Source organism: Nonomuraea sp. NPDC049649 (assembly GCF_040675175.1).
Taxonomy (GTDB): domain Bacteria; phylum Actinomycetota; class Actinomycetes; order Streptosporangiales; family Streptosporangiaceae; genus Nonomuraea.
This window is the reverse complement of record NZ_JBFAOH010000003.1, coordinates 17,028-35,559: the sequence shown is the minus strand read 5'-3', so window position 1 is coordinate 35,559 and position 18,532 is coordinate 17,028. Positions and strand designations below refer to the sequence as shown.

The 18,532-nt window shown below is 71.7% G+C and carries 15 protein-coding genes; 8 read left to right on the top strand and 7 right to left on the bottom strand.

Annotated features, from left to right (window positions below; genetic code table 11):
* Positions 1-152: 152 nt before the first annotated feature.
* On the bottom strand, positions 153-1,319 hold the full coding sequence (locus AB0J42_RS05510) for a HAMP domain-containing sensor histidine kinase (RefSeq protein WP_364289208.1): 1,167 nt from the start codon (positions 1,317-1,319) through the stop codon (positions 153-155).
* A 143-nt stretch (positions 1,320-1,462) separates the two neighbouring features.
* A complete protein-coding gene (locus AB0J42_RS05505) occupies positions 1,463-2,116 on the bottom strand; it encodes a response regulator transcription factor (RefSeq protein ID WP_364289206.1) in 654 nt (217 codons plus the stop codon).
* Positions 2,117-2,354: 238 nt separating this feature from the next.
* Between AB0J42_RS05505 and AB0J42_RS05500 the strand changes: the two genes are divergently transcribed.
* Positions 2,355-2,516: a hypothetical protein gene (locus tag AB0J42_RS05500; RefSeq protein WP_364289204.1), complete on the top strand. Its 162-nt coding sequence runs from the start codon at positions 2,355-2,357 to the stop codon at positions 2,514-2,516.
* A gap of 47 nt (positions 2,517-2,563) precedes the next feature.
* Here the strand turns inward: AB0J42_RS05500 and AB0J42_RS05495 are convergent, their stop codons facing one another.
* Positions 2,564-3,379 (bottom strand): inositol monophosphatase family protein, encoded by an 816-nt coding sequence (locus AB0J42_RS05495; protein ID WP_364289202.1) that lies wholly within the window; start codon positions 3,377-3,379, stop codon positions 2,564-2,566.
* Positions 3,379-5,352: a S9 family peptidase gene (locus AB0J42_RS05490; protein WP_364289200.1), complete on the bottom strand. Its 1,974-nt coding sequence runs from the start codon at positions 5,350-5,352 to the stop codon at positions 3,379-3,381. The genes AB0J42_RS05495 and AB0J42_RS05490 overlap by 1 nt, the downstream gene beginning before the upstream one ends.
* A 56-nt stretch (positions 5,353-5,408) precedes the next feature.
* On the opposite strand from AB0J42_RS05490, the gene AB0J42_RS05485 reads away from it, so the two are divergent.
* Positions 5,409-6,392, top strand: coding sequence for a ferrochelatase (locus tag AB0J42_RS05485; RefSeq protein WP_364289198.1), 984 nt, complete (start codon positions 5,409-5,411; stop codon positions 6,390-6,392).
* On the opposite strand, the gene AB0J42_RS05480 is transcribed toward AB0J42_RS05485, so the two are convergent.
* Positions 6,383-7,507: a lytic transglycosylase domain-containing protein gene (locus AB0J42_RS05480; protein ID WP_364289196.1), complete on the bottom strand. Its 1,125-nt coding sequence runs from the start codon at positions 7,505-7,507 to the stop codon at positions 6,383-6,385. The two genes, AB0J42_RS05485 and AB0J42_RS05480, sit on opposite strands and share 10 nt — an antisense overlap.
* 129 nt (positions 7,508-7,636) lie before the next feature.
* Here AB0J42_RS05480 and AB0J42_RS05475 point away from each other — a divergent pair, with 129 nt between their 5' ends.
* The 4 genes from AB0J42_RS05475 (at position 7,637) to sepH (ending at position 14,061) form a co-directional block, all read left to right on the top strand.
* Entirely contained in the window at positions 7,637-8,842 is a 1,206-nt protein-coding gene (locus AB0J42_RS05475) for an MFS transporter (protein WP_364289194.1), read from the top strand.
* Between the two features lie 78 nt (positions 8,843-8,920).
* On the top strand, positions 8,921-9,619 hold the full coding sequence (locus tag AB0J42_RS05470; protein ID WP_364289192.1) for a polysaccharide deacetylase family protein: 699 nt from the start codon (positions 8,921-8,923) through the stop codon (positions 9,617-9,619).
* Between the two features lie 49 nt (positions 9,620-9,668).
* Positions 9,669-10,949: a D-arabinono-1,4-lactone oxidase gene (locus AB0J42_RS05465; protein WP_364289190.1), complete on the top strand. Its 1,281-nt coding sequence runs from the start codon at positions 9,669-9,671 to the stop codon at positions 10,947-10,949.
* A gap of 379 nt (positions 10,950-11,328) precedes the next feature.
* Entirely contained in the window at positions 11,329-14,061 is a 2,733-nt protein-coding gene (gene sepH, locus AB0J42_RS05460) for a septation protein SepH (RefSeq protein ID WP_364289188.1), read from the top strand.
* Between the two features lie 223 nt (positions 14,062-14,284).
* On the opposite strand, the gene AB0J42_RS05455 is transcribed toward sepH, so the two are convergent.
* On the bottom strand, positions 14,285-15,760 hold the full coding sequence (locus tag AB0J42_RS05455) for a PH domain-containing protein (RefSeq protein WP_364289186.1): 1,476 nt from the start codon (positions 15,758-15,760) through the stop codon (positions 14,285-14,287).
* A gap of 380 nt (positions 15,761-16,140) precedes the next feature.
* Positions 16,141-16,662 (bottom strand): PH domain-containing protein, encoded by a 522-nt coding sequence (locus tag AB0J42_RS05450; protein WP_364289184.1) that lies wholly within the window; start codon positions 16,660-16,662, stop codon positions 16,141-16,143.
* A 96-nt stretch (positions 16,663-16,758) separates the two neighbouring features.
* Here AB0J42_RS05450 and AB0J42_RS05445 point away from each other — a divergent pair, with 96 nt between their 5' ends.
* On the top strand, positions 16,759-17,733 hold the full coding sequence (locus AB0J42_RS05445) for an ATP-binding cassette domain-containing protein (RefSeq protein WP_364289182.1): 975 nt from the start codon (positions 16,759-16,761) through the stop codon (positions 17,731-17,733).
* Positions 17,730-18,530 (top strand): ABC transporter permease, encoded by an 801-nt coding sequence (locus AB0J42_RS05440; protein ID WP_364289180.1) that lies wholly within the window; start codon positions 17,730-17,732, stop codon positions 18,528-18,530. Before AB0J42_RS05445 ends, AB0J42_RS05440 begins: the two co-directional genes overlap by 4 nt.
* Positions 18,531-18,532 lie beyond the last annotated feature (2 nt).

The following is an 18,532-nucleotide window of genomic DNA, read 5'->3' as shown; positions in this document are numbered from 1 at the left end:
CTCCCAACACGACATGGCCTGCTGCGGACGGCATGGGTTAGCCAAATATGGCGAAACCCACAGCCTTGGCCGCATGCACCACCGTGTTCGACGGCACATCCAACCACATGTGGGACGTGAACGAGACGCCCCCCGTCGGGCAACACGCCGGATCAACGTCGCGGCAGCCTGATGGTCACCACAAGTCCGCCACCCTCCCGCGGCACCGCGTTGACGTTGCCGCCGTGAGCCTGCACCACAGCACGGACGATGGACAGCCCGAGACCCGCCCCCTTGGCCGAGTCCACCCGGTCGGCGCTGAGCCTCCGGAACGGCTCGAACAGGCTGTTCACCTCGTACGCGGGGACGTGCTGCCCCGTGTTGGCCACCTGAACAACCAAGCCCCCGTCCACCATTCCCGTCCGGATCCAGACTTTTCCGTTTTCGGGCAGGTTGTACTTGACGGCGTTCTCCAGCAGGTTGCTGACCGACCGTTCCAGCAGCACCGGATCGCCGATCGTGGGGGTCTCGGCCAGGTCGGTGGTGAGGGTCACGCCGTGCTCCTCGGCGAACGGCGCCACCTGGTCCACGGCCGTCTGCGCGACCTCCTTGACGTCCACCGGCTTGCGCACCGCGAGCTCGCGCTCGCTCCGGGCCAGCAGCAGCAGGCCCTCGATCAGCTTCTCGTTGCGCGCGTTGACCTCCAGGAGGGTACGTCCGAGCGCCTTGAGATCCTCGGACGCCTCCGGATCGGACAGCGCGATCTCCAGCACGGTCCGGTTGATGGTCAGCGGGGTGCGCAGCTCGTGGGAGGCGTTGGCGACGAACCGGCGCTGGGCGTCGAAGGCCACGTTGAGCCGGGTGAGCATGTCGTCGAAGGTGTCGGCCAGCTCCTTCAGCTCGTCGTCCGGCCCTTCCAGGCCGATGCGCTGGTGGGCCAGCGTGCTCTCCGAGAGCTTGCGGGCGGTGGAGGTCATCTGGGTGACGGGCCGCAGCGCCCGGTCGGCCACGAAGTAGCCGAGCATGAGGGCGAGGATGCCGACGCCCAGCAGGGCCAGGACCGACTGCCGGACGAGCACGTCCAGCACCTCGTTGACCTGGTTGACCTGGAGCAGCTTGACCTGCTCCTCCAGCCTCCTGGCGAACTCCGGGGAGATGTAGCCGGGCACCTCCACCGTGAACTCGAACGCGGTGAAGAGCGCGGTCCGGACGATGAAGTACATCACCACGAGCAGCATCGCGCCCGCCGTGAAGAACATCGCGCTGTAGGTGAGCGTCAGCCGCCAGCGGATGCTGAGCTTGCCGGCCAGGTCCTTCACGCCCCCCGGGCGGGGCTTCACGGGAGCGTACTCGGGCGGCGGCGGTCCGTCCCAGACGGGCGGGCCGCTCGGGGGCGGCGGGGTGCCCTGACGGCGCGCGGCCCGGTCCGAGTGCGGGCTGATCATGGGATGCGTCGGCGCCGACTCCCGATCCGGCCGTTCCGTCACAACTTGTACCCCACTCCGGGCACGGTCTCGATCACCTGCGGCTCTCCCAGCTTCTTCCGCAGCGTCATCATCGTCACCCGCACCACGTTGGTGAACGGATCGATGTTCTCGTCCCACGCCTTGTCGAGCAGGTCCTCCTGGCTGACGACCGCGCCCTCGGCGCGCATCAGCTCCTCCAGGACGGCGAACTCCTTCTTCGTCAGCGTGATCTCCCGGCCGTCGCGCTCCACCAGCCGCTTGCCCGGGTCGAGCCGGATGCCGGAGCGCTCCAGCACGGGCGGCAGGGCGGGCGCGGACCGGCGGCCGAGCGCCCGCACCCGGGCCACCAGCTCGATGAAGACGAACGGCTTGGCCAGGTAGTCGTCGGCGCCCAGGCCGAGCCCCTCCACCTTGTCGTCCACGTCGCCGGAGGCGGTCAGCATGAGGATCCGCGAGGAGGTGCGCTGCTCGACCAGGCGGCGGCAGACCTCGTCGCCGTGCACGACCGGCAGGTCCCGGTCCAGGACGATCACGTCATAGTCGATGTAGGAGGTGCGTTCCAGCGCTCCGCCGCCGTCGTAGGCGACGTCCACGGCCATGGCCTCGCGCCGCAATCCCGTCGCGATAGCGTCGGCGAGAACCTTCTCATCCTCGACCACCAGTACGCGCACGCTGTGAAACCTTCCTCTGGATGTGATGACTCATTGTGCCCACCGCTTCGATAAGCGCACGGTAAGGCATGTCCACGGGCGGGTGACACAGCCCACAGGCATTTCCATGTTTCGGCCGGAGCACAGTCTGGGTATGCCTGCGAAACACCCATGTGCCCGTGCCCTTCCTCCGGGGTTCGTGCGGGTGGATGGGCCTTCGCCCCCCGTAAGATGCCGACCCCCTGAGAGAGTAGGTGAGATGGGCGAGTTCACGACCACGATCGAAAGCCGCCTCGACCAGGCATACAAGGGTCTCCGGGAAGCCAGGAGCTCCGGTGATGACTACCTCGCCGACACCCTCACCGCCGAGATCGAGGATCTGCGCCGCCTAGCGGACGATCATGGGATCCCGTTGCGCTGACGTGGTAACCGACGGCCGGAGCCCCGATCGGGCTCCGGCCGTCGCTGTCAGGAGCCGCTCTCCGTGTGGAGCGGCGTGAGAAGGCCGTGCAGCTCCTCGAAGAGCCCCGGCGCCGCGCAGAGCGTCACCCGCTCGCCGCCCGGCTCGACGTCCAGGACGCCGAGTGTGGCCCCGGCCTCGGCCGCGATCAGCCCGCCGGCCGCGTAGTCCCAGTAGTTGACGCCCCGCTCGTAGTAGGCGTCGACCCGGCCGCTCGCCACCGAGCACAGGTCGACGGCGCACGACCCGCCGCGCCTGATGTCGCGCACCCGGGGCAGCACCCCCGTCAGCACCTCGGCCTGCTCGGCCCGCAGCGCCGCGTCGTACCCGAACCCGGTCGCGACCAGGGCCTGCCCGAGCGGCGCCGCCGGGTTGCAGCGCAGCCGCTCCCCGGCGAGCCAGGCGCCCCCGCCCTCGGAGGCGGTGTAGACCTCGCCGCGCGCGGCCGCGTTCACCACGCCCGCGACGATCCGCCCGCGCACCTCGACCGCGATGGAGACCGCCCAGTCGGGCAGCCCGTACAGGAAGTTGACGGTGCCGTCGATCGGGTCGACGACCCAGCGCACGTCGGTCTCGCCGGGCCGGTCGCCCTCCTCCTCGCCGAGGATCCGGTCGCCGGGCCGGGCGGCCAGGATGCGCTCGCGGATGAGCTGCTCCGAGGCCAGGTCCAGGACGGTGACCACGTCGGTGGGGCTGGACTTGGTCTCGATATCGGCGGACCGGGTGGACATCGCGGGCCGCTTGGCCACCAGCATGTCGCCGGCCTCGCGGGCGATGTCCTCGGCCAGCCGCAGGAAGCCTTCGGGTGTCATGGTCTCCGCCATCAGCCCACCGACTCCGGCCGCTTCCACTCCCGGCCCAGCACGTGGTGGCCGAGGAAGGCCAGGACCGTCTCGTACCAGGCGACGACGTTGCCCGGCTTGAGGATCCAGTGGTTCTCGTCCGGGAAGTACAGGAACTTCGACTCGACGCCGGTGCGCTGCAGGTCCCACCAGAGGCGCAGCGCCTCCCCGATCGGCACCCGGTAGTCCTTGTCGCCGTGGATGACGAGCATCGGGGTGGTGATCTTGTCCAGGGACAGGTGCGGGGAGAGCTCGGCGTAGCTCTCGGAGCCGGGCGGGCCGAACTCGCGCTGCCAGAACATGGCCGCGTCGGTGGTGCCGGCGAACTGGTCGAGGTGCCAGAGCGAGGCGTGGGTGACGATCGCCCGGAAGCGGTCGGTGTGACCGGCGACCCAGTTGGCCATGTAGCCGCCGAACGAGCCGCCCATCGCGGCCGTCCGCTCGCCGTCGAGATCGTCCCTGGTCAGCGCCGCGTCGAGGATGGCTTCGAGGTCGGCCATGGTCCGCGGGCCCCAGTCGGCCCAGCCGCGGTCGATCATCTTCTGACCGTAGCCGGTGGACAGCGCCGGGTCGGGCATCAACACGGCGTAGCCGTGCCTGGCCATGATCCAGGCCTGCCAGCGCCACTGCCAGTCGTTCCAGGAGGCGACCGGGCCGCCGTGGATCCAGAGCAGCAGCGGAGCCGGGTTGTCCGCGGAGGCGCCTTCCGGCAGCACGAGCCAGCCGCGGATCTCCGCGCCGTCGTCGGCGGTGGCGGTGACCTCGGTTAGCGTGCCGCTGGTCTCGGGGCGCGGCGCGGGCGAGGGCAGGTCGGCGGCCTCTCCGGAGCGGGCGTCGATCCTGGCCGGGCCGGGGGCGAGCGCGATCCCGCTGCGCAGCGCGTACACCGACCCGCCGTCGGCGCTGACGTTGAGGGCGAGGTACGAGGCGTCGTCCTGGGTGAGGCGTGAGACCTCTCCGTCGAGCGGGACGCGGAAGACCGGGCGGCGGCCGCGGTGGTCGGCGCAGATGTACACGGCGGAGGAGTCCGGCGCCCACTCGATGTCCGAGGGGAACAGGTCGGGCGCGTACGCCCGCGCCTCGCCGCCGGCCAGGTCGCCGATCCACAGTTCGACGCGGATGGGCAGGTCGGGGCGGGTGAGCCGCTCTCGGACGCAGGCGACCTTGGCGCCGTCGGGCGAGACGGCCAGCGGGCCGAGGAAGTCGTGGCCCTCGTCGGCGAAGAGCGTGCGCCGCTCCCCGGACGCCACGTCGATCGCCACCAGTTCGGTGCGACGCTCGCCGCGGGGCAGCACGGCCCGCCAGGTGGTGATGACGGTGCGGCCGTCGGGGGTGAGCGTGAAGACGGCGTCGCGCAGCGCCTCGCCCGGGTCGGGCGTGAGGTCGCGGATCTCCTCCAGGCCGTCGGGGCCGAGCCGGCCGGCGAACAGGCGGGGGCGGCCGGGGCCGAGGTCGTGGTCCCAGTAGCGGACCGGGTAGCTCTCGTGCAGGATCGCGCTGACGCCGGCGTCCTCGCGGGCCTTGCGCCGCTCGGCCTCGTCCGCCTCCTCCCCGCCGAGCACGTCGGAGACGAACACGACCGTGCCGCCGGCGGTGCTGAAGGCGCCGACGCCGCCGGGGCGGGCGGCGATCCTGCGGGCCTCGCCGCCCGCGGCGGGCAGCAGCCACAGGGCCGCCTTCTCCTCGCCGTCCTCGACGGTGGGGTCGGGGCGGGCGCTGGTGAACAGCAGGTCGCCCGCGTCGGTGAACTCGGCCGCCGACTCGCCCTTGGCGGAACGGGTCAGGCGGTACGGCTCGCCGCCGAGGGGGATCGCCCACAGCGACGTTCCGTACGACTTGCCGTCGGGGTTGAGCGCCTGGACCACGGAGACGAGCCTGGAGCCGTCGGGGGCGAGCTTCAGCGATTGGACACGAGGGATGGCGACATAGTCACGGATATCGTCAAAGGGGCTCACTTGTCCGAACCTACCTCTTGGCGGGACCACTGGCACGCCGCCATAGGCTGGTTCACGTGGTTGATGACCGTGCAGATTACGACGCGTTGCTGGTGCTGTCGTTCGGTGGCCCGGAGGGCCCCGACGACGTGATGCCCTTCCTGGAGAACGTGGTGCGCGGCCGGGGCGTCCCGCGCGAGCGGCTGCTGGAGGTCGCCGAGCACTACCAGAGCTTCGGCGGTGTCAGCCCGATCAACGAGCAGAACCGCGAGCTGATCGAGGCGCTACGCCCGGTGGCCGGAGTGCCGGTCTACTGGGGCAACCGCAACTGGCACCCGTTCGGCGAGGACACCGTGCGGCAGATGGCCGCCGACGGGGTGCGCAAGGCCGCGGTCTTCGCGACCTCCGCCTACGCGGGCTACTCCAGCTGCCGTCAGTACTACGAGGACATCGCCCGGATCTCCTTCGACGGCGGCCCGGAGCTGGTCAAGCTGCGCCACTTCGGCGACCACCCCGGGTTCGTCGCGGCGATGGCCGACCACACCGCGCAGGCCCTGGAGCGGCTCGTGCGCCGGATCGGCCACGACGACGTCCGGCTGGTGTTCACCGCCCACAGCATCCCCGTCACGATGGCCGAGACGGCCGGCCCCTCGGGAGGCCTGTACGAGGCGCAGCTGCGCCGCACGGCCGAGCTGGTCAGCGAGGCGCTGGGCCGCACCCAGCCGTGGGACCTGGTGTGGCAGTCGCGCAGCGGCCCGCCCGAGGTGCCCTGGCTGGAGCCGGACGTCTGCGACCACCTGCGCGAGACCGACGCCAAGGGCGTCGTGCTGGTGCCGATCGGGTTCGTCTCCGACCACATGGAGGTCATCTACGACCTCGACACCGAGGCCAGGGAGGTGGCCGAGGAGCGCGGGCTGCCGATGGAGCGGGCCTCCACGGCGGGCACCCACCCGGCGTTCGTGCGGATGGTCCGTGAGCTGATGGACGAGCCGGAGCCGGTGGCCTGCGCGGTCACCTGCTGCCCGGCGCCGCGGCGGCGTCCCGCGCCCTCTCAGGCATAGGAGCGGGCGTAGGCGTCGGCGATGCCGAGCACCTTGTTCACGTAGTCCCACGAGTGGTTGTAGTGCCAGACGGCCTTGCGCAGCTTCTCGCCGCCCTGGCCGGCGCCGTGGGCGCAGAGGTAGCTCGCGGCGGCCGGGACCGCGTCGTACGGGCTCCAGACGTCCTTCTCGCCGTCGCCGTCGCCGTCCACGCCGTAGGCCTTCCAGGTGGCGGGCATGAACTGCATCGGCCCGAGCGCGCCCGCGCTCGACGGGCCGTTGTTGCGGCCGTGGCCGCTCTCCACCTGGCCGATGGCGGCCAGCACGGTCCACGACAGGCCGGGGCAGCGGGTGGCGGCCTGCTTGTACAGCTCCAGGTAGCTGCCGGGCCTGCCGGTGGTGACGGCGGCCTGCTCGGGCTGCTTCCGCTCGCGGTGCCCGGCGTCGAGCATGACGACCTGGGCGCCCTCGCCGAGCGTCCTGCGCACGCCCGCCTCGCTGATCTTGCCTTCCTTGCCGTGCAGCAGCACCGCCACGCCCCTGGCCAGCCCGAGCCTGCGGGAGAGCTCGCCGCCGACCAGCGCGTCGACCCCGGTCAGGCCGAGCGGCGCGGAGGCGGCCAGCCGCAGCCGGGGGCCGCCGTCCACCTGGTAGTAGGCGCCGAGTTCGAGCCCGTACTTGCGCACGGCCGCCGGGTCGGCCACGAACTCGCCTCTGGCCAGCGCGCTCCATACGCCGGGGTGACCGGCGACCGCCTCGGGCGTCCACGAGCGGAAGTGGGCCTCGTCCACCCCGAGCAGGTTGAGTCCGGTCCCGGCCACCGTGACCGAGCCCGCGTCCACCACGATCGCCTTCTGCACGTGCTTGAGCGCCGACAGCGCGAAGCGGGTCTCCTTGGGCACCTCGCCGGGCGCGATGGCGAGCACCCGCGGCGGCGTGGGCGTGACACCGGCCCCGCCCGCGCCGAACTCCTTCACCGGAGCGGTGGTCGGGACGAGCTTGTCCAGATCCGCGGTCTGCGGCTCCGGGCGGCGCTCCGCCTGCTTCCCCGGCGCCGGGGCGCCGGGCAGCTCCTCCCCCATGACCATTGCCACGGCGCCCGCGGCCACGGTGACCGCGAGCACGGTCGTGACCATCAGTAACACCGCGCGCAACGAGGGAAGACCGGACACGCGGGACACGTTAACCCACTCGCTGAGAAATCTGTTGCCATGCGGACAGACGATGCGTGAAGTTGTGCCTGCGTCCAGTAAGAGGAGAGTGTGATGGTCGGGCCTTATCGGGGATTGTTCGCGGGGCCCGGCGTCAAGGGATTCGTGCTGGCCGGTTTCTTCGGCCGGATGCCGATGTCCATGCTGGGCATCGGCATCGTGCTGCTGGTCCAGGGCCTCACCGGGTCCTTCGCGATGGCGGGCGCGGTCTCCGCGGTGTGCAGCCTCGCCTTCGCCGTCGCCGCCCCGCTGTCGGGGCGGCTCAGCGACCGGTTCGGGCAGGGCCGGGTCATCGTGCCGTTCGCCGTGGTCAACGCGCTCGCGCTGGTGGCGCTCATGGCCAGCGCCGGGCTCGGGCTGCCGGCCTGGACGCTGTACGCCACCGCGCTGCTGGCCGGGGCCACGTCGCTGTCGCTGGGGTCGATGGTGCGGGCGCGCTGGTCCCATCTGCACGGCGGGTCGGCCAAGCTGCACACGGCCTTCGCGTTCGAGTCCGTCGCCGACGAGGTGATCTTCGTGACGGGGCCGGCGCTGGTGACCGTCCTGGCCACGGCGGTGAACCGGTACGCGGGGCTGACGGCGGCGCTGGTGGCCATGCTCGCGGGGTCGATCGCGCTGGCCCTGCAGCGGGGGACCGAGCCGCCGGTGCGGAGCGCGGGCGCGGGCGGGGACGGCAGCCCGATCCTCATCCCGGGGGTCGCCCTGCTGTCGTGCGTCTACCTGAGCCTGGGCGCGGTGTTCGGCTCGGTCGACCTGATCACGGTGGCCTTCGCCGACGAGCACGGCATCCGGGGCGCCTCCGGTTTCCTGCTGGCCGCCTTCGCGGGCGGGTCGATGGTGTCGGGGCTCTGGTTCGGGTCGCGGCACTGGCGGATCTCGCTGCGCGGCCGGTTCGTCCGGGCGCTCGGGGTGTTCCTGGTCGGGCTGCTTCCGCTGGTCTTCATCGGGACCGTGCCGGTCATGGCGGTCGCGCTCTTCGTGGCGGGGCTGGCCATCTCGCCGACGCTCATCACCGGGTTCTCGCTGACCGAGCGGCTGGTGCCGCCGTCCCTGCTCACCGAGGGAATGGCGTGGATCTCGACCTCGATCGGGTTCGGCGTGGCGATCGGGGCGTGGGCGGGCGGCCGGCTGACCGAGATGTTCGGCGCGTCGTCGGCCTACGGGTTCTCGCTGGGCTGCGCGGCGCTCGCGGTGGCGGTGGGCGTGGGAGGTTCGGGTTTGCTGAGACTTCCGCAGGCTCCTTCACCCGTGGAGAGCTGATCGGCTACCGTCGGGACATCCCTCGCATCACCTGTCACATTGGAAACCACAGTTATGTCCCGACATTTCACTTCACTTTTGGCCATTGCCGCAGTTGCCGTAATTGCGGCTCCCGCGCCGGCTGTCGCCGCGCCCAAGGAGAAGAAGGAGGTCGACTGCACCCAGGTCAAATGCCTGGCCCTGACCTTCGACGACGGGCCCAGCAAGTACGCCGGCAAGCTGCTGGACATCCTGAAGAAGCACGACGCCAAGGCCACGTTCTTCCTTCAGGGCCAGTACGTGAAGAGCCGCCCCTCCTTCGTCAAGCGGATGGTGAAGGAAGGCCACGGCATCGGCAACCACAGCTACTCGCACCCGGACTTCACCAAGGCCGACGCGGGCAAGATCCGCAGCGAGATCAAGAAGACCAACGACGCCATCAAGAAGGCGGCCGGGGTCGAGCCCAAGCTGCTGCGTCCCCCGTACGGGCTGTCCGACCTCCAGGTCAGTGACATCGCGGCGGAGTTCGGCATGCCGATCGTGCTGTGGACCGGCGGCTCGCGTGACTGGGAGTCGCGTGACGTCGAGAAGATCAAGAAGCAGACGATGTCGGTCGTCAAGGGCGACGCGATCATCCTCATGCACGACTGGGTGAAGCAGACGGTCGACGCGATGCCGGCGATCATCAAGACGCTCCAGCGCAACGGCTACCACCTGGTCACGGTCGACGACATCATCAAGCACCAGGACCTCAAGCCCGGGGACGCGTTCCCGCTTCCCGAGGGCTGGGAGAACTGAGTATCGTTCACGTTCACCGGACGACGCTCTAGGCCAGGGAGCCCTCCCCATGGCGTTCACCAACTGGGCAGGCAACCAGACCTGCTCCCCCGCCGAGGTGCGCACGCCCGCTTCCGCCGAGGACGTGGCACGCGCCGTCCGCGACGCGGCGGCGGGCGGACGCCGGGTACGCATGGCCGGTACGGGCCACTCCTTCACCGGAGTGGCCCTCACCGACGGCATCCTGCTGCGCCCCGAGGGCCTGACCGGGATCCGCTCCTGGGCGGACGGCGAGGTGACGGTGCTGGCCGGGACCCCGCTCAAGACGCTCAACGCGCTGCTCGCCGGGCACGGCCTGGCCCTGGCCAACATGGGCGACATCACCGAGCAGACGGTCGCGGGCGCCATCCAGACCGGCACCCACGGCACCGGCCGCGACAGCGGCGGCCTGGCCGACCAGGTGACCGGCCTGGAACTGGTGCTGGCCGACGGCACCCTGGCCACCGCCTCCCCCGGCGAGGACCTGTTCGACGCCGCCCGGGTGGGACTGGGCGCGCTCGGCGTGCTGACAGCGGTGACGTTCCGGGTCGAACCGGCGTTCCTGCTCCACCACCGGCGCCGGCGGCTGCCGCTCAGCCATATCCTCGGCTCGCTCGACAGCCTCACCGGCGGCAACGAGCACCTGGACTTCTTCTGGCTGCCGCACACCGACGCCTGCCTGGTCAAGACCGGCAACCGGCACCCCGGCCCGGCCGCCCCGCCGAGCGCGTTCCGGCGCTGGCTCGACACGGTGTTCCTGGAGAACACGGTGTTCGGCGCCGCCTGCGCCCTCGGGGCCCGCTTCCCCGGCCTGATCCCCCGGATCAACGCCGTCAGCGCCGCCGCCCTGGGCGACTCCGAAGCCGTCGACGCCTCGTACAGGATCTTCACCGCGCAGCGGGACGTGCGCTTCCTGGAGACGGAGTACGCCATCCCGCGCGAACGGCTCGGGCAGGCGCTGCGCGAGACGCGCGACCTGATCGAGCGGACCGACTGGAAGATCAGCTTCCCGGTCGAGGTCCGCGTGACGCCGCCCAGCGACGCCTGGCTGTCGACCGCGTACGGGCGGCCCACTGCGTACGTGGCCTGCCACGTCTACCACACGACCCCGAACCCGGCGTACTTCGAAGGCGTCGAGGAGATCATGACCAGGCTGGGCGGCCGCCCGCACTGGGGCAAGCTGCACACCAAGGACGCCGCGTACCTCTCGGGCGTGTACCCGCGTTTCGCCGACTTCCTCGCACTCCGCGACCGGCTCGACCCCGGCCGGATCTTCGGCAACGACTACCTGGACCGCGTCCTCGGGCCCTGACCTCGCGCGGGTAAAGAACCGTCGCGGGAATGGCCCCGAACGCGTGTCCCGGCACCCGCGCGCGGGGTCGAGGCGGCATGCTCGTCGCTCATGCTCCGTCGTTCCGGCCTGCCCTCAGTCGCCTCCCCCTCCCGCCTGACATGCGCATCGGCTCGCGGCCCGATTCGCCAGAATCCCACGAGGACGTCTAACCTCCTCGTGCGCGCGGGCGGGCTCTGAGAGGATGGAACCCTCGAATGTGACCGGCGTCACAACGCCCCTGGGCTATCCCAGCGAGGCGATGTTCGGACATGCCGGGTACGGTGCTGGCAGGCAACCGGCACACGCGAGAGACTCAAGGGTCCGGGGGAAGAATGGCGACGCTGACGAAGGGACTCGCATGCAGGAGCTCCGACTCGTCGCGGTGAGTGAGGACGGCACCTATCTCGTGCTGGCTACTGCCGGGCGGGGCACGCGCTTCACTCTTCCTGTGGACGACCGGCTCCGTGCTGCCGTCCGTGGCAACTTCTCCCGTCTCGGCCAGTACGAGATCGAAGTGGAGAGCCCGTTGCGCCCCAAGGAGATCCAGGCACGCATCCGTGCCGGGGAGACCGCGGAAGAGATCGCCGCCACGGCCGGCATTCCGGTCGAGAGGGTCCGGTGGTTCGAGGGGCCGGTGCTCCAGGAGCGCGAGTACGTGGCCCAGCAGGCGCAGCGCGTCGCCGTCCGCCTGCCCGGCGAGTCCGCCGCCGGGCCCACCCTGGGCGAACTGGTGGCCGAGCGGCTCACCCGGCGCGGCGTCCCCACCGACGAGATCGACTGGGACTCCGCCAAGCGCGACGACGGCCTGTGGCGGGTCAAGCTCGGCTACGTGTGGAACGGTCACACGCGCCACGCCGAATGGCTCTTCGACCCGCGCCGCCGCCACGTCAGCCCGCACGACGACGAGGCGTTCCGCCTGTCGTCCGCCGACTTCGACCCCGATCCCGTGGTCGAGGACACCACGGTCACGCCGTTCACGCCCCGGGTGGCCAAGCTGCAGCCGGTGCCGCCGCTGACGTCCGACCCGCTGCCCTTCCCTGCCGTCGTCAGGAAGGACTCCGAGCCCGAGGAGCCCGCGGTCGGCTACGACCCGCCCGCGCGCGAACTCCCGCCCGCCGACCCCGAGCCGCCCGCCCGCGACGAACCGCGCCGCACCGCCCCCTCCCCGTGGCTGCCGGACCTCGGCCCGTCCCGCTCCATCTACGCGCCCGGCGACCGTCCCGTCCGCCCGGCCTCCCAGAGCGGAGAGCACCCGCCGTCCCCGGCCGCCCTCCACCGGGGCAGGCCCGCGCCCGCCGTCCCCCCGGCGCCGCTCCACCCCGCCGACCCGAGCCCGTCCCAGAACGCGACCACGGCACCGGGCCCGGACACGCCGTCTCATGCCACCCCATCCACGGGGACACCTGACCCGTCCCACGCCTCCCCCGGGACGCCTGGCCGGGACCCGTCCCACGCGACCCCGGTGACACCTGACCGGGACAGCTCCCACGCCACCCCGGTGACACCTGGCCGGGACCCGTCCCACGCCACCCCCGGGACGCCTGGTTCGGACACGTCACGTGCAGCGCAGTCCAGCCACGAAGCTTCTTCGGCGACCCGGGACACGGCAGCCGACCGGCAGCCCGAGACTCAGGTCCGCCATCTCCCTCAGGAAGCCGACCCGCTTTCCCGGTCCGACGCGTCGCCTGCGGCGGCACAGCAGCCGGAGACTTCGCCCGCGCAAGCGCCTGCTTCGCCTGCGGCTGCCCCGACTCCTGCTGCCGCCACGACCGACTCCGCCCGCGAAGCTGAGGTCGCCGCTGACGGCGCCGCCGACCGTACGGTGCTCTCCGAGGTCCCGGCACCGCGCCCCGCCGACAACGCCACCGCGGCTACGGCACAGCCGGAAAGCTCCCCGGCACAGGACGCGCCGGAAGCACCGCCTGCCCAGCCCACGACGCCGGTCCCCACCGCCGGGGATGCGGCGCGAGAAGCCCGTGCGGAAGTGCCGCCTGCGGAGGCCACGACCCCGGACAGCGGCGCCGAGGCTGCGGCACGCCACGACCGGGACGCCGAGGCTGCGGCACGACATGACCAGCCGGAAGCGCCGCCCGCACAGGTCACCACCCCGGACGCCGGGGCCGCAGCGCGACACAGCCAGCCGGATGCGCCAGCCGTAGAAACTTCCGCCCAGGACACCGCACCTGAGCGGCAACCGGAAACGCCGCCTGCCCAGACCACCACCCCGGCCCCCGCTGCCGAAGATGCGGCGCGAGACGCCCAGGTAGGGGTGCCGCCTGCAGAGGTCACGACCCCGGACAGCGGCGCCGAGGCTGCGGCACGCCACGACCGGGACGCCGAGGCTGCGGCACGACATGACCAGCCGGAAGTGCCACCCGCACAGGTCACCACCCCGGACGCCGGGGCTGCAGCACAACACAGCCAGCCGGAGGCATCACCCGTTGAGACTTCCGCCCAGGGCACCGCTGTCGGAGATGCGGCGCGAGACGCCCAGGTGGGAGTGTCACCTGTAGAGGCCGTGACCTCGGGTGCCGCCGCCCAGAACGCGACTCCAGAGCCGCAACCGGAGACACTGACCGCACAGACGCCGGTCCCCGCTGACGAGGACGCGACGCGAAGTGGCCAGGCAGAAGCGCCTGCCGCGAAGGCCGTGGCCCCCGAGTCCGACACTGCGCCCGAATCGGCGACGGCTCAGGAGACGGAGACTCCGACCACCACGGCTGCGGAGGAGGCCAAGCCTGCCGCGACCGGTGACGAGTCCGGCGGCACCGGCGCGGCCAAGGATGACGCCGCCGAGCGGGAGGCTCCCGCGAGCAGCCCGTCGCCCGCACAGGAGACGCAGGTCCCGACTGCTCCGGAGCCGCGTCGCAGGCATCAGCACAAGAGCGGCAAGGCAGCCGCGAAGGCAGTACCCGCAGCCAGGACGAGCAAGGACGACCAGGGCAAGCAGAAGCCCGCGGCCAAGGAGGAAGCTCCGACGCCGGCGCCCGCGCCCAAGCCCGCCCCGGCCCGCCAGGGACGCAAGCGCAGCCGCCGCGCCTCCGTGCCGACGTGGGACGAGATCATGTTCGGCGCCCGCCGCCAAGACTGACCCGACAAACGGCCTACAACGCACCAGGCTCGGCACCGTACGCCTGATGAACGAGGCGCACGCCGTCAGAGGGCGTGACGCTCGATGCCTTGGCAGAACCTCGCCCGAACGGCCCACACCGAATCGGGCTCGCCACCGTACCTATCCACGGGGCGCACACCGTTGAGGGCATGGCGTCCGAACGCACGTCGGTGGCACTACAGCCGGTCGCTGGTGGGCGGTGTCAGAGGGTGTGCTGGTCTGGTGGGGGGTGGAGGAAGGGGGCCAGCCATTCGGGGGTCACTTCGGACGGGAAGTCTCTGGCCTGGGTTGAGGAGACGTCGACGGCCGAGTAGCCGCCCTTGCCGGCGCCGGTGCCGACGGTCAGGGTGAGGACGCCTGCCCGGCGCTGGAACCAGGTCTGCCGGAGCCGCCAGCCGACCACGGCGCGGCGTTCCACCACCGCCGTCGACCTTCTGAGCGAGCCCGAGCGGACCGCCACGCGGGCGCCGTCGTAGCCGTGGCCGAGCTGGCGGTAGCGGTCGAGCCCGAGCGGGACCCCGAGGGCAGCCAGGATGAGGGCGATCACGAGGAGCGCCCACCACACGGCCAGTCCCGTCGTGGAGAGCAGCAGCGCGGCCAGCGCCGCCAGGACGAGCCACGGGACGACCGCTCTGAACAGGCGGCGGTTGCGGGCGATGGGCGGGTGGGCGCGCAGGTCGGCGCGGTAGGGGCCGATGGCGTCGCCGGTGACCGTCAGGGCGTCCGTACGCGGGACCACCGGCAGGAGCTGCCCGCGCGTCTCGGAGTCGCCGAGCCCGGTGACGATGGCCCAGGCGCGGACGACGCCCGCCCAGCGTTCGGCGAGGCCGTCGACGATCTCGTAGCCGCGCACCCGGCGGGACTCCAGCGACACGCTGCGCCGGTTGATCAGCCCGCGTTCGGCCACCAGGTAGCCGTCGCGGCGTTTGAGACGGAAGTCCCAGTTGAAGACCGCGTACATGACGCCGCCCGCGATCGGCATCGCCACCACCAGCAGCACCACGGCGGCCACCAGCAGCGACGGGCGCTGCCACAGCCACTGGCCGACGCTCCAGGCGGCGTCCTGGCCGAAGCCGAGGTCGTCGCCCCACTGGAAGGCGAGGCCGATGGCGCCGCCCGCGAGCGCGAACGGGGTCAGCAGGTACGCGCCGGACAGCGGCCCGTACAGGAGCCACCTGCGCGGGACGGCGATGATGACCCGCTCGGACGGCCCCTCCTCCGCTGCCGGGGTGGCGGTCGTGCTGGCGGCGGCGGGGGCCTTCCGGAGGAGGAGGGGTCTGAGGCGTTCGGCCTCCTCGACGGTGATGCCGTCGAGGGTGGCCTCGGCGTCGTCGCCGCTCGCGCCGGTGTCGATCTTCAGTACGGCCAGGCCGAGGAGGCGGTGCATAGGCGGGGTGGACACGTCTACGCCGCGTACCCGTTCCAGCGGGATGGTGCGGATCGAGCGGCTGATGAGCGAGCGTTTGATCTCCACCCGGTCGCTGGCGATCTCGTACGTGAACGTGGCCCACCGGATGAGGGCGACCACCACCGTGCCGACCAGGCCGACCGCCGCCCACACATAGGACCTGGTCGAGAATCCGCCCACGAGCAGCACACCGATCAGGGGCACCAGCAGCGAGGGCAGCATCCGTACGGGGTCGATGAGCAGCACCTTGGGGCTCAACCGCAACGACACCGGCATCCCGCCGTAAGGCGGCCCTTGAGGCGGCATCCCACCGTAGGGAGGTCCTTGCGGAGGCATCCCACCGTGCGGGGGTCCCTGAGGCGGCATCCCACCGTAAGGCGACCCATGAGGAGGCAGGTGCGGGCCGTATCCAGGAGGCGGGCCACCGGTCGGAGCCACCCACCCCTCGCCGGGCGGGCCCCCAGCTGAAGGTGCCGGACCCTCCGGTGTCGGAGCCTCATCATTCGGCGGCGGGCCACCTGCGGGCGTGCTCGGGGTGGGCGGTGAGGTTTGAGGCGGACCGTCCGGAGATGGAGCACCCGTGGACGGTGCGCGGTCGTCCGAGGGCGGACCGGGGTTGTCCGGGGTGTGGGGCGGGTGGTCGGGGTCGGTCATGTCGCGTCGTCCCTGAGTTGCTCGGCGCGGCGGGCCAGCGTCTCGGCGAGTTCCGCCGCCACCCGGAAGTCCAGTCCCTTGATGGTCGAGGAGCCGGCGTGGGAGGCGGTGCGGATCTCCAGGGTCGCGAGGCCCAGCATCCGTTCCAGCCACCCCTGCCCCTTGTCGACCGTCTGGATGCGGCTGACCGGGACGAACACCCACTCTCTGGTCAGGAATCCCTGCCGCGCGTAGACGACGTCACCGGACAGCTCCCACCGGTGTACCGCGTACCGCACGAACGGCTCGGCGACCAGGAACGGCAGCGTGAGCACCGTCACCGCGACCGGCAGCAGCCAGGGCCTGGCGGCGAACCAGTCGGGCACGAACGCCCACCCGCTGCCGCCCAGCCAGCCGCCTGCCAGCACCGACCCGCCGACGAGCAGCACGAATCCGAACAGCGCTTCCAGCAGCCAGAGCCCGCGGGCCCGGGGCGAGACCTGGTTGACCGGGTCGCGCAAGGGTCCTGATGACGTCACAGTGAACAGCTTAGGGCTCGCGGCATATCAGCGATCTGTCAGCGGTGTCCGAATCCGTCTCCGGGGAATGTCAGTGGCCCCCGGAAGACTGGTCCCATGACACGAGACCACTACGCGATCGAGGCCGAGGGGCTGGTCAAACGCTACGGCGAGACCAGGGCGCTGGACGGCGTCGACCTGGCCGTGCCGCCGGGCAGGCTGCTCGGGGTGCTGGGCCCCAACGGGGCGGGCAAGACCACCGCCGTGCGCGTCCTGGCGACGCTGCTGACGCCCGACGCGGGCCGCGCGTCGGTGCTCGGGTTCGACGTGACCCGCCAGGCTCATCAGGTGCGGTCCCTGATCGGGCTGACGGGCCAGTACGCGGCGGTCGACGAGATGCTGACCGGCGTCGAGAACCTGGTGATGATCGGCCGGCTGCTCGGCCTGTCGAGGCGGGAGGCGCGGGGGCGGGCCGGGGCGCTGCTGGAGAGGTTCGACCTGGCCGAGGCGGGGGGCCGGGCGGCGAAGACGTATTCGGGCGGTATGCGCAGGCGGCTGGATCTGGCGGCGAGCCTGGTGGGCCGCCCGCAGGTGCTCTTCCTGGACGAGCCGACGACCGGCCTCGACCCGCGCAGCCGCACCGAGCTGTGGGGGGTGGTGCGGGGGCTGATGGCCGACGGCGTGACCGTGCTGCTGACCACTCAGTACCTGGAGGAGGCCGACCAGCTCGCCGACGACATCGTGGTGTTCGACCACGGCAGGGTGATCGCGTCGGGCACCTCCGACGAGCTGAAGGCCACCACCGGCGCGCAGGTTTTGGAGGTGCGCCCGGCCGCCGGTGATCAGCTGGAGCTGGTGTCGTCGGTGGTCGAGGACGTCGTGGGCGAGGCCCCCGAGGTGTCGGGCGGGCGGCTGACGGCGGCCGTGCGCGACCCCGCCGTGGTGCCGGCGATCGTCCGCCGCCTCGACGACCTGGGGGTCGTCGCCTCGGAGCTGACGCTGCGCAAGTCGAGTCTGGACGAGGTGTTCCTGGCGCTGACCGGGCGGCGCGCCGAGGAGCGGGCCGTGGAGGAAGAGGAGGTCTACGCGTGACCGCGACGACGCTGCCGGCGCCGCCCAGGCGGGTGAGCCCCGGCGCCACGGTGAGCCAGACGTTCACGCTGGCCTGGCGCAGCCTGGTGCAGATCAAGCACAACCCGTGGGAGCTGCTGGATCTGAGCATCCAGCCGATCATGTTCCTGCTGCTGTTCACGTACGTGTTCGGCGGCGCGATCTCCGGCTCGACGGGCGACTACCTGCAGTTCGCGCTGCCCGGGCTGCTGGTGCAGAACGCCCTGTTCTACACGCTGTCCACGGCCATCGGCCTCAACACCGACATCACCAAGGGCGTCTTCGACCGGCTCAGGAGCCTGCCGATCGCCCGGTCGGCGCCGCTGGCGGGGCGGATCATCGCCGACACGTTCAAGCAGGTCTGGGCGTTCGCGCTGCTGATCGGGTTCGGCATGGTGCTGGGGTTCCGGGTGACGACCGGGGTGGCCGGGGTGCTGGGGGCGCTGGCGCTGCTCGTGGTGGTGGCGCTGGCCATGTCGTGGCTGTCGGTGCTGATCGGGCTGACGGCGTCCAACCCGGAGAAGGTGCAGATGTTCGCCTTCTCGCTGATGATGCCGCTGACCTTCACCAGCAGCGCGCTGGTCAATCCCGACACGTTCCCGGGGTGGCTGGCGGCGTGGGCGCGGGTCAACCCGGTGACGCATCTGTCCGACGCGATCCGGGGGCTGCTGATCGGCGGCGAGGTGGCTCAGCCGGCGCTGGTGTCGCTGCTGTGGGCGGCGGGGTTCATGGTGGTCTTCGCGCCGCTGGCGATCCGGGTGTTCCGCCGCACCGCGTGAAT

Bases quoted from the DNA above. Each gene is read 5' to 3' on its own strand.
- AB0J42_RS05495 (WP_364289202.1), bottom strand. From the start codon at position 3,379: ATGGCGGAGACCATGACACCCGAAGGCTTCCTGCGGCTGGCCGAGGAC.
- AB0J42_RS05465 (WP_364289190.1), top strand. From the start codon at position 9,669: ATGGCGTTCACCAACTGGGCAGGCAACCAGACCTGCTCCCCCGCCGAG.
- sepH (WP_364289188.1), top strand. From the start codon at position 11,329: ATGCAGGAGCTCCGACTCGTCGCGGTGAGTGAGGACGGCACCTATCTC.
- AB0J42_RS05480 (WP_364289196.1), bottom strand. From the start codon at position 7,507: ATGGTCACGACCGTGCTCGCGGTCACCGTGGCCGCGGGCGCCGTGGCA.
- AB0J42_RS05475 (WP_364289194.1), top strand. From the start codon at position 7,637: ATGGTCGGGCCTTATCGGGGATTGTTCGCGGGGCCCGGCGTCAAGGGA.
- AB0J42_RS05445 (WP_364289182.1), top strand. From the start codon at position 16,759: ATGACACGAGACCACTACGCGATCGAGGCCGAGGGGCTGGTCAAACGC.
- AB0J42_RS05500 (WP_364289204.1), top strand. From the start codon at position 2,355: ATGGGCGAGTTCACGACCACGATCGAAAGCCGCCTCGACCAGGCATAC.